Source organism: Streptomyces spiramyceticus, from assembly GCF_028807635.1.
Classification (GTDB): Bacteria; Actinomycetota; Actinomycetes; order Streptomycetales; family Streptomycetaceae; genus Streptomyces; species Streptomyces spiramyceticus.
This window is the reverse complement of record NZ_JARBAX010000001.1, coordinates 3,746,832-3,770,522: the sequence shown is the minus strand read 5'-3', so window position 1 is coordinate 3,770,522 and position 23,691 is coordinate 3,746,832. Positions and strand designations below refer to the sequence as shown.

The window sequence follows — 23,691 nt, the reverse complement described above, 5'->3', positions numbered from 1 at the left end:
CGTCATGAGGCGCTCGCGGGCAGGTCACGCATGCGGACCAGAGGAGAGAAGAGCAGTGGGACGATCGAGAGCACGAGCCCCAGAACGCCGAACCACAGGGCGACTCGCACGCCGTACATTTCGCCGAGTGTGCCGCCGAGCAGGGCGCCGACCGGCATCGTCCCCCAGACCAGGAAACGCATGGTGGCGTTCATCCGGCCCTGCATGTCTTCCGCGGTGGTGGCCTGACGGAAGCTGATCTGGCTGACGTTGTAGATGACCACACCGATCGAGGTGAAGAACGAGCCGACGATGAAGAAGCCGACCTTCGCACCCGTGTCGGTGAGCGGGATCAGCAGGGCGAACGGCTGGAACAGCACAGGTCCGAGCCAGATGATCCGGGCAGAACCGAGCCGCTTGGCCAGCGGCCCGATGAGGGCACCGCCGCACAGCCCCCCGACGGCGCCCGCGGCCAGCGAGGCCCCGTAGCCGCTGGGCGACAGGCCGACCTCACTGACCAGGAAGAGGGCCTGCACCGCGATGAGGGCCGAATAGGACAGATTCGCAACGGCCGAACGGAGCGCGATCAGCCGGAGAATACGGTCGGCGAACACGTACTGGAGCCCGTCACGGATCTCCCGCAACAGCCCGGGGCGGTTCGCGCGCGAACGCTTCGTCTCCTGGGCACCGATACGGCTCAGGAAGATCGCGGACCCCACGTAACTGATCGCGTCGGCGACGATCGCGACCGGCGCGGTGACCAGACCGACCAGCCAGCCGCCGACACTGGGACCCGCCACCTGGGCACCCGCCCGTGTCGTTTCCAGCTTGCCGTTGCCGTCGACGAGTTGGTCCCGGTCGACCAGAGTGGGCAGATAGCTCTGGCTCGCCACCTCGAAGAACACTGTTCCGATACTGGCTCCGAGCGCCACGACGTACAGCTGAGTCAGCGTGAGCGCGTCGAGCCAGAAGGCGACCGGAATGGTGAACAGCAGGGCCGCGCGCGCCAGATCGGCGGTGATCAGGACCGGACGACGGCGCATCCGGTCCACCCACACGCCCGCAGGCAAGCCGATCAGTACGAACGCGGACGTTTGCGCGGCCGTCAGCAGACCGACTTCGAACGCCCCCGCGTGCATCGTCAGAATCGCCACGAGAGGCAGGGCCACCATGCCGACCTGCGTACCGGCCACGCTGATCGACTCGGCTCCGAACAGCAGCATGAAGTCCCGGTGGTGCAGGAGGCTTCGTGGTGCGGCGAGTCGCGTGGACATCAGATGCACTCCAGAAGGCCGGCCGTCAGGGTGAGGGCGCGGATCTGGTCGCCCACACGCGAACGTAGCGTCACACTCGGCCTGTTGTACGCATCCCTCGTGAACTGGACCGTCCGCTCCGTCGTCCATCCGGCGAAACGGAACTCCCCGGCACCGACGTGCACCAGCATGAACTCGGGCTTTCCGGAGAGAGACAGAATCAGCTGCCCGTCGCGCACCTCGACGGCGGCCGTCCGGGTGCGCGGGGAGGTCAGAAAGGCTCCGTCGGCCTCGTCGAACTCGGTGAACGAATCAGGCATGGGGAATGTGCAGCGGTACGCCGCGAGACCGGCCGGGGTGACCTGCCGGACAGGCAGCGACAGCAGCGTGTGGTCCAGCACCTCGGGCGTACGGAACTCGGGAGGGAAGAGCTCCAGCAGTTCCGGCGTGGGCTCGCAGTCGATGACGAGATGGACGCGGGTGATGTCGTCGACATTGCGCACCAGGTGAGGCCGGGTGAAGTCGGCGTACCAGAACTCGCCGGGCTGCCATCGGTACGTCTCCTGCTCGATGGTGAGCGTGGCGCCGGGCGTCGTGATCAGCGGAACGTGCAGCCGTACGATCCCCCAGGGCAGGCCGTACTTGGTGTCGTTGTGCAGGGGGCTCTCCGCTCCGGGCCCCAGCGACTGAAGCCTGACACAGCGCAGCGGAGCGGGTATGCCCGCCAGCAGCAGGGCCATGTGCGGCGCCTTGCCGAGCCATGGGGTGTCGGCGAACTCCGCCAGTGAAGGACCGCCCGGATCAGTACGCTCCGGGTCTCCCCCCACGCTGCGCAGCGGGAGCTTCCGCCAGTCCACATCGACGCCGGGGCGGAGTCCTTCGCCGCTGATGATCTGTGGCGGCAGCCATTCGGTCGTGCGCAGCGTCTGGAGGTCGGCCAGCAGCTCCGCCGTATCAAAGTGGGGTGTGAGCTGGGCCGTTGCGGGGAGCGAGGCCAGGATGGGGGCCTGCGGCCAGGGTTCGAGTTCACTCATGTCTCTGTCCTTGGTGAGTGAAACGTGAGGGGAAGCCGTTCCGGATAGCGCAGCGTTGCCCGGGGCCGGCGATGGACCGGACCGGCGGGACGGGGCGTTCCGGGAAGCTCCAGGAGGCTGGTGAGCAGCGCTCGTAGCACCACTTTTGCGAGCATGCTTCCGGTACACGCATGGGGCCCGCGACCGAACGCGAGATGCTGGTTGGGCCGACGGTCCGGCACCAGTTCGTCCGGTGCGGCGAACTGGTCGGGGTCACGGTTGGCGGACCCGATGAGGACCATCACCGACTGGCCGCGCGTTATCCGTTCGCCTGCGAGGGTGACGTCCTCGACGCACGCCCTGCTCGTCCCCTGGATCGGGCTGTCGTACCTGATGAGCTCATCGATGCAGGTGTCGAGAAGCCGACGGTCACTGCGTATGCGCTCAAACAATTCCGGCTGCCCCAGCAGAGCCAGCACGGCATTGACGGAGGCCGAAACAGTCGTACTGAAACCGGCCAGGAACAACACCCTGGCCGTGCTCCACACAACTCCTTCCGGCACATCAAGGCCTTTTCTCTCACGTAATGCATGCCCAAGTACGCCGGAGCCCGAGGAATCGACAAGCCACGATTCCATCAGGTTGTCGATCTCCCGACGTGCCGCGATGGCCGGCTGGAGGGCCTCGGGGACGAGGCCTGCGTCCATACCCCGTTCAACGGCATCGGCGAGCTTGACGAACGAATCCGTCTCCGGAGCATTCACCCCGAGGACGCGGCACACAGCGTGCAAGGTCACCGGACGAGCGACCTCTTCCACGAAGTCGAAAGACGCGGCCGATGCGAGTTTCTCGAACAAGGCAGCAGACTCCGCGGCGACGAGCGCTCCGATGCCGTCGAGGTCCTGATGGTGCAGCGCGCTCATGAAGAGATGGCGGACCGGCGCATGGTCGGGCGGATCAAGCACCTGCAGGCTCGGGTGATCCATTTCCGGCATCTCGTAGCCGGCCCGTCGCCAGTCGCTGGCGAATGTCTCGGAGTCGCGGAGGATCTCCGCGCATTCCTTGTACCGCGTAAACACCCACGATTCGAGCTTCTCGTGCCAGAAAACCGGCTGCCGTTCGCGGAGTCTTGCATAGAAGGGGTACGGATTTTCTATCAACGCGGGCGACAGCGGATCATATTCCAGCACGCCATGCCTTCTTTCAAGCCGTTCTCAACGCGTAGGAACCGGCAGGGGGGCCGGCTCTTCGAGCCGGCCCCAGGATGCCGCTAACGGCTACCAGCAGTACTTCATGACGTTCCCCTTTTGGCAGAAGGCAACTTTTCAGGACCCGTCCATAGAAGCAATCCTGCCGATATCAAGTCAACGCTGATAGGAGCAGAGGAATCCCCCCTTGTGCCGATGACCGATTCCGTGATATTCGATCAGTGCGATTCGCGGGCGGGTTACAAGCGCGACGACGTTACGGGCACGACGACGTTACGGGCGCGACGACGGCGCCCAGCGCTGCCCCCGCATGAGGTTCTCAAGGCCCTCCCAGGCGAAGTTCATCAGCGTCGCGGCCGTCTCCTTCGCGGAGACGCCCGGCGTAGCGTTGCCCCAGCCGGCCAGCGACTCCGCGGCGCCCACCAACGCATGGGCGAGGCCGGCCACTTCCCGGTCGGCGAGGTCGGGATCGCAGGCCGCCTCGCGGGCCGCGGACCCGATCAGGTACGTCACGAAGGCGACGATCTCCTCGCGCATCGCCGAGACCTCGGCGGCGAACGGCTCTCCGTGCGTACGTGCCTGGTTGTGCAGCACCGACCAGGCGTCCGGGTTCTCGGCGGCGTGCGTGAAGAACGCCCTTAGGCCGTCCCACAGTTGGCGGTCGGCGGGCAGGCCCGGCTCGACCCCGGCCCGTACCGCCTCGACGAGCGCGCGTGCCTCGCGCCGGATGCAGGCCGTGAACAGTTCTTCCTTGGAGTTCAGGTAGAGGTAGACGAGCGGCTTGGACACCCCGGCCAGCTCGGCTATCTCGTCCATCGACGCGGCCCGGTAACCCCGTTGCCCGAAGGTCTGCACGGCAGCGTCCATCATCTGCTGCTCGCGCACGGCACGCGGCATCCGCTTGCCCTTCACCGCACCCACGTCCCCGGTTCCTTCCGCCCCGCCGCGCGGCATACGCGGCTTACTACCCGGTTAAGCCTACGTGCGCGCACCGCGGGGAAGCCGAAGTGCCCCCGGACGCAAGGCGTCCGGGGGCACTCGGTGGGGCACTTGGGTGGGGCACTCGCTAGCGCGAGGCAGTTACGCCGCGACCGGCACGGGCGCCGTCTTCTCGTCGACGGGGGAAGCCGAGGCCGAGTTGTACGCGTCGTGGTCGAGGATCTTCTCGCGGGCCGCGACGATGACGGGGACGAGCGCCTGTCCCGCGACGTTCGTGGCCGTACGCATCATGTCCAGGATCGGGTCGATCGCCATCAGCAGACCCACGCCCTCCAGCGGAAGGCCGAGCGTCGACAGGGTGAGGGTCAGCATGACCGTCGCGCCCGTCAGACCGGCGGTCGCCGCCGAGCCGATGACCGACACGAAGGCGATCAGCAGGTAGTCCTGGATGCCGAGCTGTACGTCGAAGATCTGCGCGATGAAGATCGCGGCGAGCGCCGGGTAGATCGCGGCGCAGCCGTCCATCTTGGTCGTCGCACCGAACGGCACGGCGAAGGACGCGTACTCCTTCGGCACACCGAGGCGCTCGGTGACCCGCTGGGTGACCGGCATGGTGCCGACCGAGGAGCGGGAGACGAAGGCCAGCTGGATGGCCGGCCAGGCGCCCTTGAAGAACTGGACGGGGTTGACCTTGGCGACGGTCGCGAGCAACAGGGGGTAGACGCCGAACATCACCAGGGCGCAGCCGATGTAGACGTCGGCGGTGAACGTCGCGTACTTGCTGATCAGGTTCCAGCCGTAGTCGGCGATGGCGAAGCCGATGAGGCCGACCGTGCCGATGGGCGCGAGCCGGATGACCCACCACAGGGCCTTCTGGAGCAGCTCCAGAACGGAGTTGCTGAGCTTGAGGATCGGCTCGGCCTTCTCGCCGAGCTGGAGCGCGGCGATACCGGCGACGGCGGCCATGAAGACAATCTGAAGCACGTTCAGTTCGGTGAACGGCGTGATGACGTCGGTCGGCACGATGCCGGTCAGGAAGTCGATCCAGGAGCCGGATCCTTCGGGCTTCTTGCCGTCCTTCGGCGTCAGGCCCGTACCGGCGCCCGGGTTGGTGAGCAGGCCGATCGCGAGGCCGATGGCGACCGCGACGAGTGACGTGATCATGAACCAGAGGAGCGTACGGGAGGCCAGCCTGGCGGCGTTGTTGACCTTCCGCAGGTTGGTGATCGACACCAGGATCGCGAAGAAGACGAGCGGCGCGACGGCCAGCTTCAGCAGCTGGACGAAGATGCCGCCGACCTGCTCCAGCGTCGTCTTGAGCCAGCTGATGTCCTGGCTGCGGGCGAGCCAGCCGAGCAGGACACCCAGCACCAGACCGGTGATGATCTGGGCCCAGAAGGGGAACTTCTCAGATATCCGGAAGCGAGAGTTCTGCTTCGCGGGCGTGGTCGCGGAGTTCGCGGACACGGACACACTCCGTTGATGACGTACGCGAGCGTACGAGGGCGTACGGGGATTCGGGACGGGGGTGCGGCGGCCGTGAGCTGCACGTCGAGCTGTGGCCTCGCCGCTGCGTGATGTCGCTTCTGTTGTCAGATGTGGCGGCGACAGGCCGCGGATACACAGCGGCAGAGATCGACATGCAGACGCGCCACGAGCGGAACGCTCATGGGATTGCGGTGCGCGGCTGCTGTCTTCATGCCGAGCACGTTAACACTTGAACTTTGAGAACATCAAAGCTTTCCTTGGGTACGAAACACCCCGGAAACGCCAACACCCCGGCCACGGACGGGTGTCCGGAACCGGGGTGCCGCTGAGTGTGCGTGAGTGTGTGACGTACCTTACGGAGCCCTACTGCGTAAGGCCGTCCTCCTGCTTGCGGTTCGATTCGAAGCGGGCCTTCGCGTGGTCCACGCGCTCGACGATCCGCTCGGACATCGCGTCACGCTGCTTGCGCAGCAGCACGAAACTCAGCGGCGCGGAGACGACGATGGCGAGCATCAGGACCCACAGCAGGTTGGAGTCGCCGAGGCCGGCCGGCAGGATCCCGAAGCGGACCAGGCCCCAGATGACGAAGAAGCAGCCGACGAAGACGGCCAGGCGCATCGCGGTGTAGCGAATCGTTGCGTGCTTGCTGCTCACGGGGCTCTCGGGGCTCACAGGGGGGACCTTCTTCTCAACGGCAACCGAAAGGGTCACCACCAGTCAAGCACAGGGCCCTCAGGCCAAGGGAATCAGCCCAGGGGAAGCAGCATCACTATGTCGTCGCGGTCGTCGCCGGGCGCGACCCGTATCGCGCCGGGCACGCGGCCGACCTCCTTGTATCCGCAGGAGGCGTAGAAACGGTCGACTCCGGTGCCGCCCCGGCAAGTCAGCCGTACCGCCTCGATGCCGTCGAAGCCGCGTACGGCCGCCTCCGTCGCGGCCATCAGGTCCTGCCCGTATCCCTTGCCCTGATGCCGGGGGTGGACCATCACCGTGTAGAGCCACACCCAGTGCTTCATCAGCCTGTGCGTGTTGTGCGTGATGAAGGTCGTGGCGGCGACGGCGCCCTCCTCGTCGTACCCGACGAGCAGCCGCGTACGGCCCTCGCTCATGGCGGCGAGGTGGCCGACCCACTCGGGCCGGATGTCGTCGACGGTCACGGGCGGTACGAATCCGACGGCGCCGCCCGCGTTGGACACGTCCGTCCACAGGGTGAGGACGCCGTCGCGCAGGGCCGGCTCGATCCGCGGATCGAGTTCGAAGGTCAGCGGCATGCGTTCGACGATAAACGGCTCAGCTCAGCGCCTGCGCGGCTATCCGCAGGTCGGACACCAGGCCCTCGTAGACCGCGTCGCGGTCGTCGGCGCGCAGTACGGCGGAGGGGTGGATGGTGGCCACGACGCTCTCGCCGCGGTCCTCGTACGGGAGCAGCATGCCGCGCTGCTTGGTCACCCGGAACGAGGGGCCGAGCAGCGCCTTCCCGGCGGTGGCGCCGAGCGCGATGATGACGTCGGGGTCGACGAGCCGCATTTCGGCGTTGAGCCACGGTCGGCAGGCGGTCAGTTCGCGCAGGTTGGGCGCCTTGTGGATACGGCGTTTGCCGCGTGCAGGGACGAGCTCGAACTTGAAGTGCTTGACGGCGTTGGTGATGTACGTGTCGTCCGGGTCGATCCCGGCCTCGTCCAGTGCCCGGGTCAGCACCTTGCCCGCGGGGCCGACGAACGGCTTCCCCTGCCGGTCCTCCTGGTCGCCCGGCTGCTCGCCGACGAGCAGGACCCGGGCGTGGTCGTTTCCGGCGCCGAAGACGGTCTGGGTGGCATCGCGGTGGAGTGGGCACCCGCGGCAGCCGGCGGCCGCCTTGCGCAGTGCGGGGAGACCGCCGCGGCCGGGGAGGAAGGGCTCGGCGGTGTAGGCGTCCTCGGGTGCGGTACCGGGGCCGCCATCAGGCTCGGTACGGCTGGCCATGCGGCGCGGGTACCCCCCGGGCCGCATGGCAAACACGCCGTAACGGAGTCAGAGCCTCATTGCCTGCGGCGACTCGCGGCGGTCCGCGTCCGGCCCCGGGTACTCGCGGATGATCTCGTACCGGGTGTTCCGCTCGACCGGGCGGAAGCCCGCGTCCCGGATCAGCTCCAGCAGATCGTCACGGCCGAGCTTGTTCGGCGTGCCGTAGTTGTCCGCGTCGTGCGTGATCTTGTACTCGACGACCGAGCCGTCCATGTCGTCGGCGCCGTGCTGCAGCGCGAGCTGCGACGTCTGCACGCCGTGCATCACCCAGAAGACCTTCACGTGCGGGACGTTGTCGAAGAGCAGCCGCGAGACAGCGAAGGTCTTGAGGACGTCGACGCCGCTCGCCATCGTCGTACGCGCCTGGAGGCGGTTGCGGACCTTGCCGTCCTTCATGTCCTCGAAGTCGTGCTGGTAGCGCAGCGGGATGAAGACCTGGAATCCGCCGGTCTCGTCCTGGAGTTCACGCAGCCGGAGCACGTGGTCCACGCGGTGGCGCGGCTCCTCGATGTGTCCGTACAGCATCGTGCACGGGGTCTTCAGACCCTTCTCGTGCGCGAGGCGGTGGATGCGCGACCAGTCCTCCCAGTGGGTGCGGTGGTCGACGATGTGCTGGCGGACCTCCCAGTCGAAGATCTCCGCGCCGCCACCGGTCAGCGACTCCAGACCGGCCTCGATCAGCTCGTCGAGGATCTCGGACGCGGACAGCCCCGAGATGGTCTCGAAGTGGTGGATCTCGGTGGCGGTGAACGCCTTGAGGGAGACGTTCGGCAGGGCCTTCTTGAGCTCGCTCAGGGAGCGCGGGTAGTAGCGCCAGGGCAGGTTGGGGTGCAGGCCGTTGACGATGTGCAGCTCGGTGAGGTTCTCGCCCTCCATCGTCTTGGCCAGCCGGACGGCCTCCTCGATGCGCATCGTGTACGCGTCCTTCTCGCCCGGCTTGCGCTGGAACGAGCAGTACGCGCACGACGCGGTGCACACGTTCGTCATGTTGAGGTGGCGGTTGACGTTGAAGTGGACGACGTCACCGTTCTTGCGCGTACGCACCTCGTGGGCGAGGCCGCCCAGCCAGGCGAGGTCGTCGGACTCGTAGAGCGCGATGCCGTCCTCGCGGGTCAGCCGCTCCCCGCCCCGGACCTTCTGCTCCAGCTCGCGCTTCAGCCCCGCGTCCATGTACGGCCGCCTCCCATATGTCTACGTAAAACAGGCTCCGCCAACCGTACTCCCCCACCCTTCGGGCGGGTGGGGCCCCCATAGCGCTCCGCGCTAAGCCTCTTCCGGCAATTCCCCGACCCGGTTCTCCCACTTCGTGGAGAGCACAATCGTCGTACGGGTGCGCGACACGCCCCGCGTCCCCGACAGCCGGCGGATCGTCCTCTCCAGGCCGTCCACGTCGCCCGCCCGGACCTTGAGCATGTACGAGTCGTCGCCCGCGATGAACCAGCAGTCCTCGATCTCCGCGAGGTCGCGCAGCCTGCGTGCCACGTCCTCGTGGTCGGCCGCGTCCGAGAGCGAGATGCCAATCAGTGCGGTGACGCCGAGGCCGAGCGACTTGGCGTCGACCGTCGCGCGGTAACCGGTGATGACTCCGGCCGCCTCCAGACGGTTGATGCGGTCGGTGACGCTGGGCCCCGAGAGCCCGACGAGCCGGCCGAGCTCGGCGTAGGAGGCCCTGCCGTTCTCCCTGAGGGCCTGGATGAGCTGCCTGTCCACGGCGTCCATATGCCTGAAGCATTCCATTGTTCAGCAGTAGCGCAAGCTTACATGCAGAATCTAAGGCACAGAGGGCCTTACGCCCAGCAAAACGAAGAATTAGTCCTTTCGGGAGCCACCGAGCTCCCCCTTCCAGCGGCGGTACAGGCCGTGCGGCACCCCCGCCGCGTCCAGCACCCGCCCGGCGACGAAGTCCACCAGATCCTGGATGTGCGTCGCGCCCGCGTAGAACGCCGGGGAGGCAGGAAGCACCACCGCGCCCGCCTCGTCCAGCGCCACCATGTGCTTGAGGGTCTGGCCGCTCAGCGGCGTCTCCCGCACCGCGACCACGAGCCTGCGCCGCTCCTTGAGCGTCACGCTCGCCACCCGTTGCAGCAGGTCCTTCGACAGCCCCAGCGCCACCCCGGCCACACTCGCCGTCGACGCCGGAACGATCAGCATGCCCTTGGCCGGGTACGAGCCCGACGAAGGACCGGCGGCGAGATCCCCGGCCGCCCAGTACCGCACGTCGCTGACATACGCCGCATCGACGTCGAACGAGTCCGGCTTGCCGTCCGCGCCCCGCGCCAGCCAGTTCCGCAGATCTTCCTGCCAGTGCGCGTCCCGGAACGCGATGCCCGTCTCGTCGAGCAGCGTCAGCCGCGAGGCCCGGCTGACCACCAGATCGACGCTCTCCCCCGCATCGAGCAGCCCACGCAGCACGGCGGCGGCATACGGCGTACCCGACGCGCCGGAAACACCGACAATCCAGGGCCTGCGCGGCGCCTCCTGCCGCTGCTCCTGGTGCTGCTGCCCGCGTACATGTCCTGACTCCACGTGCCCGACCTTATCCGGGCGCCGCGGGAGCGGCTGCGTCACCTAGACGGTCAGCCCGCGAACCAGGAGATCCAGCAGAGCGCACACGAACAGGGCAATGCCGATGAAGCCGTTGACCGAGAAGAAGGCCCGGTTGAGGCGGGACAGGTCGTGCGGCGTCACAATCGTGTGCTCGTAGAGGAAGGCGCCGATGACGACGACCAGGCCTACCCAGAAGAAGATCCCCGCGCCCGTCGCCAGCGCGTACCAGACCAGCAGCACCGTCGTCATCGCGTGACACGCCCGCGCGCCGTACAGCGCGGCAGGGACTCCGAACCGGGCCGGGACCGACTTCACGCCCTCGGCGCGGTCCGCCTGGACGTCCTGGCTACCGAAGATCAGGTCGAAGCCGCCGATCCAGATGCCGACCGCGAGGCCGAGGATCACCGCGTCCCACGACCACGCCCCGGTGATCGCCAGCCAGGCGCCGACCGGGCCCATGGCCTGGGCGAAGCCGAGGATCGCGTGCGGGAAGTTCGTGAAGCGCTTCCCGTACGGATAGACCACCATCGGGATCACGGCGATCGGCGCCAGCGCCAGGCAGAGCGGGTTGAGCGCCGCTGCGGCGCCGAGGAAGATCACGACGGCGATCAGCGCGCCGGTCCAGGCCGACCTCACCGAGACGGCGCCGGTCACGAGCTCGCGGCCGGCGGTGCGCGGGTTACGGGCGTCCAGTTCGCGGTCGATGATCCGGTTGCACGCCATCGCGAACGTACGCAGACCGACCATGGCGATCGTGACCAGCAGCAGCCTGCCCCAGTGAATGTTCCGGTCCATCTGGAACATCGCGGTGAGCGCGGCGATGTACGCGAAGGGCAGCGCGAAGACCGAGTGCTCGATCATGACGAGGCGCAGGAACGCCTTGGTCCTGCCGGGCTGCGGGACTGCGGCGGCGGCACTGGTCACAGGCCGTACTCCTTCCAGCGCCTGGTCACCCGTTCGGAGGTCTCCGGGTCGGACTCGACCATGTTCGGCCAGCCCCCGTCCCGGGTGTAGCCCTCCTCGGGCAGCTTCTTCGTCGCGTCGATGCCCGCCTTGCCGCCCCAGAACTGCTGGTAGGAGGCGTGGTCGAGGTGGTCCACCGGACCCTCGACGACGGTCAGGTCGCGGGCGTAGTCGACGTTCCCGAGGGCCCGCCACGCCACTTCGTGGTAGTTGTGCACGTCGCAGTCGGCGTCGACCACGATGATCAGCTTCTCCAGCGAGAGCATGTGCGCGCCCCAGATGGCGTGCATGACCTTCTGTGCGTGCTTCGGGTACTTCTTGTCGATCGCCACGATGATGCAGTTGTGGAAGCCGCCCGCCTCGGGCAGGTGGTAGTCCACGATGTCCGGAACGATGATCTTGAGCAGGGGCAGGAAGAAGCTCTCCGTCGCCCGGCCCAGCGGCCCGTCCTCGGTCGGCGGTCGGCCGACCACGATCGACTGGAGCAGCGGCCGCCGCCGCATCGTGACCGTGTCGATCGTCAGCGCCGGGAAGTCCTCCTGCGGCGTGTAGAAACCGGTGTGGTCGCCGAAGGGGCCCTCCGGGAGCATCTTCCCCGGCTCCAGCCACCCCTCCAGTACGACCTCGGCGTGCGCCGGGACCTGGAGCGGCACCGTCTTGCAGTCGACCATCTCGATGCGCTTGCCCTGGAGGAAGCCCGCGAAGAGGTACTCGTCGATGTCACCGGGCAGCGGCGCCGTCGACGCGTAGGTCACGGCCGGCGGGGCACCGAAGGCGATCGCGACCGGCAGCTTCTCGCCCCGGCGGGCGGCCACCTGGTAGTGGTTGCGGCTGTCCTTGTGGATCTGCCAGTGCATGCCGATCGTGCGCCTGTCGTGGCGCTGGAGCCGGTAGAGGCCCAGGTTCCTGATGCCGGTCTCCGGGTCCTTCGTGTGCGTCAGACCCAGGTTGAAGAAGGAACCGCCGTCCTCCGGCCAGGTGAAGAGCGCGGGGAGCTTGTCGAGGTCCACGTCGTCGCCGGTGAGGACGACCTCCTGGACGGGCGCGGCATCGGACTTGACCTTCTTCGGCGGTACGTGCGCCATCGAGCCGAGCTTGCCGAACGCTTCCCGTACGCCGGTGAAGCCGTGGGGCAGTTCCGGCTTCAGCAGGCCGCCGATCTTGTCCCTGATGTCGTCGTACGACTTCAGCCCCAGCGCCTTGAGGAGGCGGCGGTCGGTCCCGAAGACATTCATGGCCAGGGGCATCGAAGAGCCCTTGACGTTCTCGAAGAGAAGCGCCGGGCCGCCCGCCTTGTTCACGCGGTCGACGATCTCCCCGACCTCCAAGTACGGGTCGACTTCGGCCTTGATGCGCTTGAGGTCGCCCTCGCGCTCCAGCGCCCGGAGCAGCGAGCGAAGATCGTCGTAAGCCATGCGGTCCAGTATCCGGTACGCACTACGCTTGGCCCGTCACCGGGGCCGCGTACGGCCCCCCGCTGTACGCGTTCTGGGGGCTCGTCTCATGCTCAGGTATCTGCCCTTCCTGCTCGTTCTGGCGTTGTGGATCTATGCCTTCATCGACTGCCTGAACACCCCCGAGGAAGAGGTGCGTCACCTTCCCAAGGTGGTCTGGGTGATCATCGTGCTGCTCTTCGGCGAGGTGCTGATCGGCCCAGTCGCGTGGCTCGCGGTCGGCAAGGTCCGCAAGGGCGCGCGCGGCGGCAGTACGCCGTCCGAATGGCACCGCAACCACAAGCAAGAGTGGGTCGCGCCCGACGACAACCCCGACTTCCTCAAGTCCCTCAAGGACGAGAACGAAAAAGACGAGTCGATGATGAAGGACTGGGAGGCCGATCTGCGGCGCCGCGAGGAGGAGCTCAAGCGGCGCGAGGACGGCACCGGCGGTCCCGGGGACTCGACGCCTCCGAAGCCCTGAGGTGGTGGCGTGGCCGTACCGGACGACCCCGTAGCGGGTGCGGTCGGGCGGGCCGCGCGAGAGGCTGGATGGTATGGACGACCGGATCGCTCACGGCACCAGCCTGACCCACGGCGAGACGCACGTTTTGCGCTTCGTGCTTGAGCTGCCGCATCCCGTCACCGAGGTCTGGCCCCGTGTCGCCAGCCCCGCCGGCCTGCAGGAATGGCTCTGCGCCGCTGATGTTTTCGAACCGCACATCGGGGGCCAGGTCCGGTTGCGGTGGCTGAACACCGACGAAGGAGGCAACGCCACCGTCGCAGCCGGTGAGGTCACCGCCTGGGACGTGGAGCGGGTCGCCGAGTACGAGGTGATCCTGCACGGGCGGATCCGTTTCCACCTGGAGGCGCCGTCGCCCGACGCGACCATCCTCCGGTTCACCAATGAGATCGTGGGGCCGGCCGCCCGGCGTCTGGACTCGCTCGCCGGGTGGCACAACCACTTCGAGTTCCTGGCGGACGCGCTCGACGGGCGGCCCAAGAACTGGTCGACGTGGACCCTGGACCGCTGGCGGGAACTGCGCGCCGACTACGAGCGCCGGGGCGGCAGGCAGGTCTGAGCCGGCGGCTTGCCCTCCGGCCAGGCGATTTCCACGAAGCGCTGGCTGCCGTCGCGTGCGAGTTCCACGATCGGGACCGCCTTGTTGTACGGGTTCCCGTGGTTGTCCAGGCAGATCCAGCCGCTCGCGCCCGCCACCTTCAGCGAGCCCTTCACCTGCGGCCACTGGGTGACGACGTCGGTGATCGCCGGCAGCTTCGCGTCCTGCACCGTGGCCTGCCGGATGCCGTGCACGGCCGTCGCCATCGCGTCGTACGCGATGATCGCCTGCCCGTCGGTCAGCGAGGTCGGGCCGATGGGGCCTACGGCGGGGTCCGCCGCCAGATCGGCTGCAAGGTCGAGCAGTTCGGTGAAGGTCCTGTAGTCCGCGGCGGAGCCGCCCGTCGTGGGGGCGCCGGACCGGCGCCAGGTGTCGGGGTGGGCGAGTGAGGCGTAGCGGACGGTGACCTTGCGGGCCAGGGCCTTCTTGTCGAGCTTGTCGTCGCCGCCGAGATAGGAGCCCTCGTCGCCGGTGAGGACGGTGAACTTCCGGTGCTGACAGCCGCGTTGCCCCAGGGCGTTCACGAACTGGCGGAGCTGGGTGTGGCGTCCGGCGAAGAAGACGGTCTCGGCGCGGGTGTCGCAGAGCAGCAGGGTGATCTGCCGGAAGGTGTTGGCGGTGGTGCCTTCCTCGGTGGGGTCGGGCGGTGAGGTGAAGAGCTGGGGCTCGTACGGCGCGTCCTTGAGGAGGCCCGCGAAGGCGCGCTTGAGGGTGACGGTGTAGTGGTCGCCGGAGCGGGTGTCCTGGACCAGCACCGCCTTGTCGGCTTCGACCTTGCCGAACTGGGCGATGGCGCGCGCCTCGTCGCTGTTGGTCGGGGAGACGCGGGCGAGGCCGGGATAGGGGTCGCCGTCGGGCCCGTTGGCTATGTCGTCGGCGGTGATGGTCGTACCGACGACGGGGATCTTGGCGCCGGTCAGCTCTTTCACCGCGGATTTGGTCTCGGTGCTGCTGGTGGCCACGCCGGTGACGGCGCGGAGGTTGTCGGGGGCGCCGGTCATCGTCTTCAGCCGCCCGACGGTCGTGCGCCAGTGGGCGTTGCCCTTGCCGGTGTTGGCGAGGACGAGCCGGATCTTGGGGACCTGGTCGTTGGAGTCGTGGTTGGCGCGGTACTGCTCCAGGAAGGCGCCCTGCACCTCGTGCACGATCTTGGTGCGCATCCCGTCGTCGGTGGAGGTGAGCGGCAGCAGCACCGCCACGGTCGCGTACTCGCCCGCCTTCAGCGTCCTGTTCTCGCGGTCGATGGCGTCCGCGACCTTCGTCAGCGCCGGAACGCCGAAGTCGTACCCGTCACCCGACACACCCACGCACTCGGCGCCCTCCTCGGGGCGCTCGACGCCCTTGGCGCAGGTCAGGTCGGGGTTGGCGATGCGGTAGCCGCCGTACGCCGCAACGGCCGCCAGCGCGAGCACCAGCAGCACCGTGAGCCCCTTGCGCAGGGGTGTGAACCAGAAGACTCTGCGCAGCCAGTCCTTCATGACCTGCCTCCCGGGCTCGTCGTCAGGGGACGCCACTCGCGCACGGCCTGCGGCCAGGAGCGGGAGGCCTGCCAGAGGATTTCGTTGCCCGAGCTGTGCAGCTCCGACAGGAGGCCCAGCTCGTACCCCATCTTTTCGGTCACCTCGTCGTCCGGGAGGGCCAGTGGATCCGTCAGCTGCCAGACGGCGTACAGCAGCCGGCGGATACGGAGATGGAGAGCGGCATCCGCGCCGGGCGGCGGCGGGGCCGCTGTCTCGCTGCGGCCGAGGGCCACGGGGCGGCGTACGTCCGGGGCGTCGAAATGCGGCGCGGAGGCGATGAAGCGCAGCTCGTCCAGCCAGTCGCGGGCGTCGGAGCTCGGGAAGGTCTCGCGCAGATACGTCACCGCGTTCTCGGTGATCCCGAGGGCCAGTTCGTGGTGGAGGCGGCGGGGGGCCTCGTCGCGGTAGTGGCGGCGCAGCGTCTCGTGGACGGCCCGCCAGCGGGCGAAGTCGGGGTCGCCGTATCTGAGCCGGTGCAGCAGCAGGGTGCGCAGGAAGGGGTCGCCTATGAAGCGGCCGGGGGCGGCGGACCAGTGCTCGTCGGCGAGGAGGGTGCGGATGTCGCGTACGGCGGCCAGTCCCGTACGTCCCTCGTCGCCCGGCAGCCGGGACTCGGCCAGGGCTTCCGCCGACGGGACGTCGTGGGCGGGGGCGAGCACCGTGAGCCAGTCCAGGCGGGAGGCGGGCACGAGCCGCCCGAGGAGCTCACCGGCCACTTCGCGCCCTTCCTGGTCCTCGCGGAGGGTCACGGGCGCGGTGAGCAGGGACGCCGGGGTGAACCGCTCCGGATGGGCGTCCTGCCCGGCCGCGCGCCCCAGCAGATCGACGCCGACGGGCCGCCCGCCCGTCAGCCGGTGTACGGCGCGGGCGAGTTGGGGCGGTGTGAGCTGGCGGGGGTCGGTGCGGTCGAAGAACTGCCGTACGTGCTCGGGTTCCAGCGGGGTCAGCTCGACGGCGAGTGCGCCCGACGCGACCTCCGGGCCGCGCTCCCACCCCGACTCGTGCCGGACCTCGGGGAGGGAGCGGCGTACGGCATGGCGCAGGGCGGGGTGGTCGTGCCCGCGCAGTGCGGCGACGAAGACGACATGGTCGCGCTTGCCGTCGGCGCGGTCGCGCAGCACGGGCTCGACGAGGCGGCGGCCCAGCGGAGCCTGTGCGTTGTCCAGCAGCACGAGCGGCCGGCCGACCCTCCGCAGCCGTCCCATACCGTGATACGCGGCGTCCAGATCGGCGCGCAGCGCGCCCAGGAGATGGCGTTCGGCGCGGATGCGGTGTTCGCTGCCGCGCCGGAAGTGCAGGGCGAGGAGGGTGAGGCCGCGCTTGGCCTTGCCGCCGGCGCCGGGGTAGTTGCTGTACCAGTCGGCGGAGGCGCGCTGCCCCCGGTTGAACAGGTCGTCCAGGAGCGACTCGACGGTGGTCTCCACGACCACGTCGAGCCCGGGCCCCACCCCGGAGGCCATCGCGGCGAACTTCGACACGACCTTGGTCAGCCAGCTGCGGGTCTGGTTGCGCCAGCGCGAGCCCGGCTCGACGAGCAGGCCGAGCCGCAGCCCCTCGGCGAGGATGTTCTCGTCGTCGTGCGGCCGCCAGCCGAGGCTGGCCACCGAGAGCAGTCCGGCCGCGAGCCGGGGGAACTCGACGGCCCCCGCGCCGTGCACGGCGGGCGCGAGCTGCTCGCCCAGCTCGGCCAGGGCCTCGGTCACGGGCGACCAGGAGAGCGAGTGCTCGGGCGGCCGCTCGATGAACTCGGCCCTTTCGCAGTCGATGAGAGCGACGGGCGTACGTTGCCGGTATCCGGTGTGCAGCCGTTTCAGGACAGCGGTCTTGCCCATGCCGCGGCCGCCGGTGAGAACGACGGCCGGGAGGTCGTCGCGATGCTCGAAGGGGATCTTCTGGAAGCCGCGGGGCGGCAGACCGATGAGCCGTGGCGCGAGACCGTCGAGTACTGCCTCGCGGCCGAACAGCTCTCTGTCCACAGCACCTCCCGTGCCACGAATCAACAGCTGTCGCTGCGTCAACACCACTTTACTAACAGTGAGTTGAAGCGTGCACGGGCTTTCGAATGTTCTTTGGGCGAGACCACGTTTGGGTCGGGGCCGTCGGCGAACCCCGACTCAGTCGCCGATGTCCTCGCTCCACAGACCGGGCCGCTCCGCGATGAAGTCACGCATCAGGCCGATGCACTCCGGATCGTCGAGCACCACGACCTCCACCCCGTGCTCAGCGAGCCAGTCCTGCCCGCCCCGGAAGGTCGTCGCCTCGCCGATCACGACCCGCGAGATCCCGAACTGCCGCACCAGGCCGCTGCAGTACCAGCAGGGGGACAGCGTCGTCACCATCGTCGTACCCCGGTACGAGCGCTGCCGCCCGGCATCACGGAACGCCGCGGTCTCCGCGTGCATGGAGGGGTCCCCGTCCTGCACCCGCCGGTTGTGCCCACGGCCCAGAAGCACGCCGTCGGCCCCGTACAGAGCGGCTCCGATCGGGATGCCGCCCTCCGCCAGTCCCGCGCGCGCCTCTGCGAGAGCCGTCTCCAGCCACTGCTTCTGATCCATGCGTCTCACCCTGCCAGGGAGGTCCGCGATCGTCCGGGGCAGTGCGTCAGACGCCCGCGTACGAGTGCTTGCCGCTCAGGAAGATGTTCACGCCGTAGTAGTTCCACAGCCAGCAGCCGAACGCGAACAGCGCCAGGTAGGCCGCCTTGCGGCCCTTCCATCCGGCCGTCGCGCGCGCGTGCAGGTAGCAGGCGTACGCGACCCACGTGATGAAGGACCAGACCTCCTTGGGGTCCCAGCCCCAGTAGCGGCCCCACGCGTCACCGGCCCAGATCGCGCCCGCGATGATCGTGAACGTCCACAGCGGGAAGACGGCGGCGTTCACGCGGTACGAGAACTTGTCGAGCGTGGCGGCGGCCGGAAGGCGCTCCAGCACGGACGTCGCAAAGCTGCCGGGCTCGCGGCCCTCCGCGAGCTTCGCCTCGTACGCGTCGCGGAAGAGGTAGAGCAGCGTGCCGACGGCGCCGAGGTAGAAGACCGCGCCGCAGAAGATCGCGGTGGAGACGTGGATCCACAGCCAGTACGAGTCGAGCGCCGGGACCAGCTGGTCGCTTTCGGTGTAGAGCCACTTCGTGGCGATACCGAGGTCGAGGAGGACCGTGGTGACCAGCGGCAGGCCCGCCCAGCGGACGTTCTTCTTGGCCGCCAGGATCGCCAGGTACACGCCGACGACCACCGTGGAGAAGGTGATCGAGAACTCGTACATGTTGCCCCACGGCGCGCGCTGCACCGACAGGGCGCGGGCCACCACACCGCCCGCCTCGACCAGGAAGGCGAGGACGGTCAGCGAGACGGCGATGCGCCCGTAGAGGTCGCCCTTCTCAGTGCCGCCCGCCGCGCCGGGGCCGTCGGGCACATCGCGCGTGCCCGCCGCCGAGCGGGTGACGATCTTCGGCTTGTCGAGGGCCGTCGTGGAACCGCCGGAGCGCACCGTCACCGCGGGGGCGGCCTTCGCCGTCGCACCGTCGGCGGTCAGCGCGGCGGCCGTACGGCCGACCTTGCTGCGGCTGCCGAGGACCCATTCGGCGATGTGGGCGAGGAAGGCCAGCGTGTAGACGGCCATCGACGAATAGATCAGCACATTGCTGATGTGGGCGAGGTTCTCGTTGGTTGCGGCCGCGAGATTCACGCGCGGACTCCTTCGACAGGTTCAGCGGGATCAGGTGCCGTCGGCGCCTGTGAATTGAGCGTGGCGGCCAGGTCGGCCAGTTCCTCGGGAAGCTTCGAGGACTCGCTGCGGCCGAGTCCGGCCATCTCGACGACGGTGACGCCGTCCTTGCCCCGTACGGCCCGGACCCAGATCCGGCGGCGCTGGATGAACAGCGATGCGGCCAGGCCCGCGATCGCGGCGACGGCTCCCACGAGTGCGGGTACGTTGCCGGGCTGCTGCGAGATCTGGAAGGTCGCCCACTCCTTCACGTCCTTCTCGAACGTGATGGAGCCCGCGCCGTCCGGCAGCTTCATGGTCTCGCCGGGCAGCAGCCGCTGCTTGAGGTCGACGCCCTGGTCGTCCTTGAACGCCTTCATCTTGCGCTTGTCGAGCTGGTACACGTTCTGCGGCAGGCCCGCGTTCACGCCGAGGCTGCCGTGGTACGCGTTGAGCGCGAGGACGGGGAAGTCCAGACCCGGGTACTGGGAGAGCATCGTGCCCTTGCCCGCACCCGCGAACGTCGGGACGAAGAAGGCCTGGAAGCCCAGCTGGTCCTTCTTGCCGTCCTTGTCGCGGTAGCCGTCCATGACCTTGACGGCGCCGGACGAGGTGATGTTGGCGTCCATGGGCAACAGAGGCACCGCGCCCGAGAAGACCGTTTCGCCCCTGCCGTCCTTGACGGTGACGACCGGCGCGTATCCGTGCCCGATGAGATAGACCTTCGAGCCGCCGACCTCCAGCGGCCGGTTCACCTCGATCGTGGTCTTCTCCTCCGGGCCGTCCGCGCCCTCGGCGTACGTCACCCGGGCCTCGAAGGTACGGGGTGTGCCCCGCTGGGGGCCGGTGCGCTCGTACGTCCCGACGAACTTGTCGAGCGTGAAGCTGAACGGCTCCAGGTCGAGGTCCCTGTCGAAGAGCGACCCGGACTTGAAGTCGTCGTACTGCGTGAGGGTGTTCGCGAAACCGCTGCCCTGGACGATCAGCTTGCCGCCCTCGGACTTGAAGAGCTGCCCGGTGGCGAAGGACACGAGCATCACGATGAGCGCGATGTGGAACATCAGGTTCCCGGCCTCGCGCAGATAGCCCTTCTCGGCGGCGACCGCGTCACCGACCAGGTGGGACCGGAAGCGGCGCTTCTTCAGCATCGCCAGCGCGACCTCACGGACCTGCTCGGGCTCGACATCCGTACGCCAGGTCGTGTACGCCGGAAGTCGCGTCAGGCGGCCCGGGGCGCCCGGCGGGCGGCCGCGGAGCTGGCCGACGAACTGCCAGGTGCGGGGCACGATGCAGCCGATGAGCGAGACGAACAGCAGGATGTAGATCGCGGAGAACCACACCGAGCTGTAGACGTCGAAGAGCCCGAGGTCTTCGTAGACCGGCGCCAGGGTCTCGTGCGCCGCCTTGAACTCCTCGACCTTCGTCTCGTCGACGCCGGTCTGCGGGATCAGGGAGCCGGGGATCGCGCCCAGCGACAGCAGGAAGAGCAGGATCAGCGCGACCCGCATCGACGTCAGCTGCCGCCAGAACCAGCGCACCCAGCCTGTCGTCTCGCGCCAGGCCCAGGCGATGCGGCCGGCCGCGCCGGGCTGCATCACGCCGCCGAAGGAGCCGGGGACCGCCCGCTCCTCGGGGGCGGTGGAAAGCTGGGCGCCGGCCTCGCCGAGCTCACGCTCGTCGTTCTCGGCGGCCGTGTGGTCCGTCTCGGTCTTGCTCATGGAACTCAGATCCCCACCGTGAAGCCTTGGGTCCAGCCCTGCATGTCCTGGACGATGCCGTTCCAGACCCCTGTGACGAGCAGGAGGCCGGTCGCGATCATCATCAGTCCGCCGATGCGCATCACCCAGACGTAGTGCTTCTTGACCCAGGCGAACGCACCGAGCGCCCGCCGGAACGCCATCGCCGCGAGCACGAAGGGCACGCCCAGGCCGAGGCAGTACGCGACGGTCAGTATGGCCCCGCGACCCGCGCTCCCGTCGTTGAGGGCGAGCGTCTGGACCGCGCCGAGCGTCGGGCCGGTGCACGGCGCCCAGCCGATGCCGAAGAGAGCGCCCAGTACGGGCGCTCCCGCCAGACCGGCCGCCGGCCGCTTGTGGAAGCGGAACTCGCGCTGGGTGATCCAGGGCATCAGCCCCATGAAGAAGACGCCCATGAGAATCATCAGCCCGCCGAGCACCATGGAGAGCGTTTCCTGGTGCTCCTGGAGCGTCGAGCCGAAGAAGCCGAACAGCGCCCCGGTCGAGACGAAAACGGCGGTGAAGCCGAGCACGAAGAGCGAGGCGCCCGCGACCATACGGCCGCGCTTGGCCTCCGCCAGGTCGGTGCCGCTGATTCCGGTGACGTACGACAGGTAGCCGGGCACGAGCGGCAGCACGCACGGCGAGAAGAACGAGACGAGGCCGGCGGCGACGGCGATCGGCAGGGCGAGTATCAGGGCACCGCTCAGAACCGTCGGGTTCGGGTCGGTGATCGCGGCGGCGAGAACGCTCACTTGGTCACTTCTCCGCGATCAGCGGGTCGATCATCTGGTGCAGCCTCTTCGCGTTGACGGCGCCCACGTAGCGCGCCGCGAGCTTGCCATCGCGGTCGATCACAATCGTCGACGGAACGAGCTGCGGATTCAGACTGCCCTTGGGAAAGCGGAGAAGCAGCTTGCCGATCGGGTCGTGGAGGCTGGGATAGTCGACGCCCCACTCCTCTTCGAACTTGATCGCGGGACCCGTGGAGTCGTCGCGGGTGTTGATCCCGACGAACTCGACTCCCTTGTCCTTGGTCTCCTTTGCGACCTTCGCGAAATGCGGCGCCTCGGCCCGGCAGGGCGTGCACCACGAACCCCAGACGTTCATGACGACGACCTTGCCCTTGAAGTCGTCGATGTCGAGCTTCTTGCCTTCGAGGGTCTTCCCGTCGAGCTTCGGGGCGTCCCGCCGGTCGCCCTTGGCGACAGTGGAGATGCCGCCGCTGCCGGTCACGAACTTGGCGCCGCCCGAGCCCGACCCCGAGCCCGACGACGGACTGCCGTCGCCTCCGCACGCCGAAAGCGTGAGTGCGCCGATGACCGCGACGGCGACTGCCGATGCGGCGTGACGGGTGCGGTTCGAGCGGCGGCGGGGGGCGCGGCTAAGGCTCATGTGAAAAGTTTCGCATGAGCGTTCCAGGGATCTTCCGCACCCCCCTTGGTGCCCGTAAAGCCCCTTGTCAAGAGCTCTTAAGGAACGTCTTCCAGCCACCGGCCGGAGACTGCCCGACTTCCAGGGAACGGAGCTTGTCGAGCACCTTCGGGTCCTGCACGTCGAGCCAGTCGCAGAACTGCCGGAAGGAGACCAGGCGTACGTCCTTCTTGCCCGCCATGCCCTTGAACGCGTCCTCGACGGCGTCCATGTAGATGCCGCCGTTCCACTGCTCGAAGTGATTGCCTATGAAGAAGGGCGCGCGATTGCTTTCGTACGCCCGCTTGAAACCGGAGAGATAGGCATCGGTGGCCTGCTTCTTCCAGCCCGGGTATCGCGACGGCATGCCGTTGGTCGAATTCTTCGACTGGTTGGCAAGGATGTTGTAGTCCATGGAGAGCACTTCGAAGGAATGCCCCGGGAACGGCACCGCCTGAAGTGGCAGATCCCACAGCCCATTGCGCTTCACCGGCCACATCTGACGGCCGCCGGGCGAGCTCGCGTCGTAGCGCCAGCCGAGCTTCTTGGCCGTCGGGAGCAGCTTGTCCTGGCCGAGGAGGCAGGGCGTACGGCCGCCGACGAGTTCCTTCTCGTAGTCGAAGGGCAGCGGGTCGAGGTCGGTCCAGCCGCTGTTCGTCTTCCACTCTGTGACGAAGGACTTGGCCTGGGCGACTTCGCTCTCCCACTGGGCGGGCGTCCAGTTGCCGACGGTGCCGGAACCGGCACAGAAGTGCCCGTTGAAGTGGGTGCCTATTTCGTGACCTTCGAGCCAGGCCTGGCGGACGTACTTGAGCGTGTCCTTGATGTGGCCGTCGGTGAGATAGCCGATGTCGGAGGCGCCGACCTGGTTGTTCGGCGGCTTGTAGAGCTTCTTCTTCGACTCGGGGAGCAGATATATCCCGGAGAGGAAGAAGGTCATCGCCGCGTCGTGGTCCTTGGCGAGCTTGAGGAAACGCGGGAAGAGCCCGTTGCCGACCTCGCCCGCCCCGTCCCAGGAGAAGATCACGAACTGCGGCGGGGTCTCACCGGGCTCCAGCGGTACGGGCTTGTCCGGCTGGTTCGGCTGCTTGCCGGTGTCGGCCGTGGAGCCGTCGCCTATGAGTCGTATGTCGTCACCGGTCTTGCTGGGGCGCGGGGTGCCGTTGTCGTCACCGCCGCCCTTGCCGGAACCCGGACGCCCGGGGTCCGACGCCCCCGGAGACCCGCAGCCCGCAATTCCGACGGCGGCAGCCGCTCCAAGTCCCAGTCCCAGCAGGCCCCTTCGGCCGATGTCGCGCATACCGTCCCCATCCGCATTTCGTCACACCCGTTGCCCACATCAAATGGGCAACGGGTTAGATGGGGTGACGAA

23 protein-coding genes are annotated in these 23,691 nt (G+C 68.3%); 2 read left to right on the top strand and 21 right to left on the bottom strand.

Annotated elements, in window-relative coordinates; translation table 11 throughout:
* Nucleotides 1-2: 2 nt before the first annotated feature.
* The 13 genes from PXH83_RS17210 to PXH83_RS17150 form a co-directional block, all read right to left on the bottom strand.
* Nucleotides 3-1,253 (bottom strand): MFS transporter, encoded by a 1,251-nt coding sequence (locus tag PXH83_RS17210; protein ID WP_274561302.1) that lies wholly within the window; start codon nucleotides 1,251-1,253, stop codon nucleotides 3-5.
* The gene (locus tag PXH83_RS17205) at nucleotides 1,253-2,266 is read right to left on the bottom strand and encodes an aspartyl/asparaginyl beta-hydroxylase domain-containing protein (protein WP_274561301.1); all 1,014 of its coding nucleotides are present in this window, start codon (nucleotides 2,264-2,266) and stop codon (nucleotides 1,253-1,255) included. Before PXH83_RS17205 ends, PXH83_RS17210 begins: the two co-directional genes overlap by 1 nt.
* On the bottom strand, nucleotides 2,263-3,435 hold the full coding sequence (locus PXH83_RS17200) for a cytochrome P450 (protein WP_274561300.1): 1,173 nt from the start codon (nucleotides 3,433-3,435) through the stop codon (nucleotides 2,263-2,265). The genes PXH83_RS17205 and PXH83_RS17200 overlap by 4 nt, the downstream gene beginning before the upstream one ends.
* 291 nt (nucleotides 3,436-3,726) lie before the next feature.
* Nucleotides 3,727-4,374, bottom strand: a complete 648-nt coding sequence (locus PXH83_RS17195) for a TetR/AcrR family transcriptional regulator (RefSeq protein WP_274561299.1) — start codon at nucleotides 4,372-4,374, stop codon at nucleotides 3,727-3,729.
* Nucleotides 4,375-4,533: 159 nt separating this feature from the next.
* Nucleotides 4,534-5,859, bottom strand: coding sequence for a dicarboxylate/amino acid:cation symporter (locus tag PXH83_RS17190; RefSeq protein WP_274561298.1), 1,326 nt, complete (start codon nucleotides 5,857-5,859; stop codon nucleotides 4,534-4,536).
* Between the two features lie 384 nt (nucleotides 5,860-6,243).
* Nucleotides 6,244-6,498, bottom strand: a complete 255-nt coding sequence (locus tag PXH83_RS17185) for a DUF4229 domain-containing protein (protein ID WP_420803228.1) — start codon at nucleotides 6,496-6,498, stop codon at nucleotides 6,244-6,246.
* Nucleotides 6,499-6,626: 128 nt separating this feature from the next.
* A complete protein-coding gene (locus PXH83_RS17180; RefSeq protein ID WP_274561296.1) occupies nucleotides 6,627-7,151 on the bottom strand; it encodes a GNAT family N-acetyltransferase in 525 nt (174 codons plus the stop codon).
* 19 nt (nucleotides 7,152-7,170) lie between these two features.
* The gene (locus PXH83_RS17175) at nucleotides 7,171-7,842 is read right to left on the bottom strand and encodes a UdgX family uracil-DNA binding protein (RefSeq protein ID WP_274561295.1); all 672 of its coding nucleotides are present in this window, start codon (nucleotides 7,840-7,842) and stop codon (nucleotides 7,171-7,173) included.
* 48 nt (nucleotides 7,843-7,890) lie between these two features.
* Nucleotides 7,891-9,054 carry an aminofutalosine synthase MqnE gene (gene mqnE, locus PXH83_RS17170; RefSeq protein ID WP_214920502.1) on the bottom strand — a complete coding sequence of 388 codons (1,164 nt, stop codon included), beginning with the start codon at nucleotides 9,052-9,054 and terminating at the stop codon, nucleotides 7,891-7,893.
* A 93-nt stretch (nucleotides 9,055-9,147) separates the two neighbouring features.
* Nucleotides 9,148-9,603 (bottom strand): Lrp/AsnC family transcriptional regulator, encoded by a 456-nt coding sequence (locus PXH83_RS17165; protein WP_214920503.1) that lies wholly within the window; start codon nucleotides 9,601-9,603, stop codon nucleotides 9,148-9,150.
* A gap of 90 nt (nucleotides 9,604-9,693) precedes the next feature.
* Nucleotides 9,694-10,410 carry a UbiX family flavin prenyltransferase gene (locus PXH83_RS17160; protein ID WP_420803179.1) on the bottom strand — a complete coding sequence of 239 codons (717 nt, stop codon included), beginning with the start codon at nucleotides 10,408-10,410 and terminating at the stop codon, nucleotides 9,694-9,696.
* A gap of 42 nt (nucleotides 10,411-10,452) precedes the next feature.
* Nucleotides 10,453-11,355: a menaquinone biosynthesis prenyltransferase MqnP gene (gene mqnP, locus PXH83_RS17155; protein ID WP_274561294.1), complete on the bottom strand. Its 903-nt coding sequence runs from the start codon at nucleotides 11,353-11,355 to the stop codon at nucleotides 10,453-10,455.
* On the bottom strand, nucleotides 11,352-12,809 hold the full coding sequence (locus PXH83_RS17150; protein ID WP_214920505.1) for a menaquinone biosynthesis decarboxylase: 1,458 nt from the start codon (nucleotides 12,807-12,809) through the stop codon (nucleotides 11,352-11,354). Before PXH83_RS17150 ends, mqnP begins: the two co-directional genes overlap by 4 nt.
* Nucleotides 12,810-12,897: 88 nt before the next feature.
* Here PXH83_RS17150 and PXH83_RS17145 point away from each other — a divergent pair, with 88 nt between their 5' ends.
* Together PXH83_RS17145 and PXH83_RS17140 are read left to right on the top strand one after the other, a co-directional pair.
* Nucleotides 12,898-13,311 (top strand): PLD nuclease N-terminal domain-containing protein, encoded by a 414-nt coding sequence (locus PXH83_RS17145; protein WP_274561293.1) that lies wholly within the window; start codon nucleotides 12,898-12,900, stop codon nucleotides 13,309-13,311.
* A 73-nt stretch (nucleotides 13,312-13,384) separates the two neighbouring features.
* A complete protein-coding gene (locus PXH83_RS17140) occupies nucleotides 13,385-13,909 on the top strand; it encodes an SRPBCC family protein (RefSeq protein WP_274561292.1) in 525 nt (174 codons plus the stop codon).
* On the opposite strand, the gene PXH83_RS17135 is transcribed toward PXH83_RS17140, so the two are convergent.
* The 8 genes from PXH83_RS17135 to PXH83_RS17100 all read right to left on the bottom strand — a co-directional run bounded on the left by PXH83_RS17135 (nucleotide 13,879) and on the right by PXH83_RS17100 (nucleotide 23,619).
* Nucleotides 13,879-15,426 carry an ABC transporter substrate-binding protein gene (locus tag PXH83_RS17135; protein WP_274561291.1) on the bottom strand — a complete coding sequence of 516 codons (1,548 nt, stop codon included), beginning with the start codon at nucleotides 15,424-15,426 and terminating at the stop codon, nucleotides 13,879-13,881. The two genes, PXH83_RS17140 and PXH83_RS17135, sit on opposite strands and share 31 nt — an antisense overlap.
* Nucleotides 15,423-17,444, bottom strand: a complete 2,022-nt coding sequence (locus tag PXH83_RS17130; protein ID WP_274561290.1) for a hypothetical protein — start codon at nucleotides 17,442-17,444, stop codon at nucleotides 15,423-15,425. Before PXH83_RS17130 ends, PXH83_RS17135 begins: the two co-directional genes overlap by 4 nt.
* 138 nt (nucleotides 17,445-17,582) lie before the next feature.
* Nucleotides 17,583-18,023 carry a nucleoside deaminase gene (locus tag PXH83_RS17125; RefSeq protein ID WP_274561289.1) on the bottom strand — a complete coding sequence of 147 codons (441 nt, stop codon included), beginning with the start codon at nucleotides 18,021-18,023 and terminating at the stop codon, nucleotides 17,583-17,585.
* Between the two features lie 46 nt (nucleotides 18,024-18,069).
* Nucleotides 18,070-19,152 (bottom strand): c-type cytochrome biogenesis protein CcsB, encoded by a 1,083-nt coding sequence (gene ccsB, locus PXH83_RS17120; RefSeq protein ID WP_274561288.1) that lies wholly within the window; start codon nucleotides 19,150-19,152, stop codon nucleotides 18,070-18,072.
* The gene (gene resB, locus PXH83_RS17115) at nucleotides 19,149-20,888 is read right to left on the bottom strand and encodes a cytochrome c biogenesis protein ResB (RefSeq protein WP_274561287.1); all 1,740 of its coding nucleotides are present in this window, start codon (nucleotides 20,886-20,888) and stop codon (nucleotides 19,149-19,151) included. The genes ccsB and resB overlap by 4 nt, the downstream gene beginning before the upstream one ends.
* Nucleotides 20,889-20,893: 5 nt before the next feature.
* Complete coding sequence (locus PXH83_RS17110; protein ID WP_274561286.1) at nucleotides 20,894-21,661, bottom strand: cytochrome c biogenesis CcdA family protein; 768 nt, start codon at nucleotides 21,659-21,661, stop codon at nucleotides 20,894-20,896.
* A gap of 4 nt (nucleotides 21,662-21,665) precedes the next feature.
* The gene (locus tag PXH83_RS17105; RefSeq protein ID WP_274561285.1) at nucleotides 21,666-22,301 is read right to left on the bottom strand and encodes a TlpA family protein disulfide reductase; all 636 of its coding nucleotides are present in this window, start codon (nucleotides 22,299-22,301) and stop codon (nucleotides 21,666-21,668) included.
* A 67-nt stretch (nucleotides 22,302-22,368) separates the two neighbouring features.
* Entirely contained in the window at nucleotides 22,369-23,619 is a 1,251-nt protein-coding gene (locus PXH83_RS17100) for a polysaccharide deacetylase family protein (RefSeq protein WP_274561284.1), read from the bottom strand.
* Between the last annotated feature and the right edge of the window lie 72 nt (nucleotides 23,620-23,691).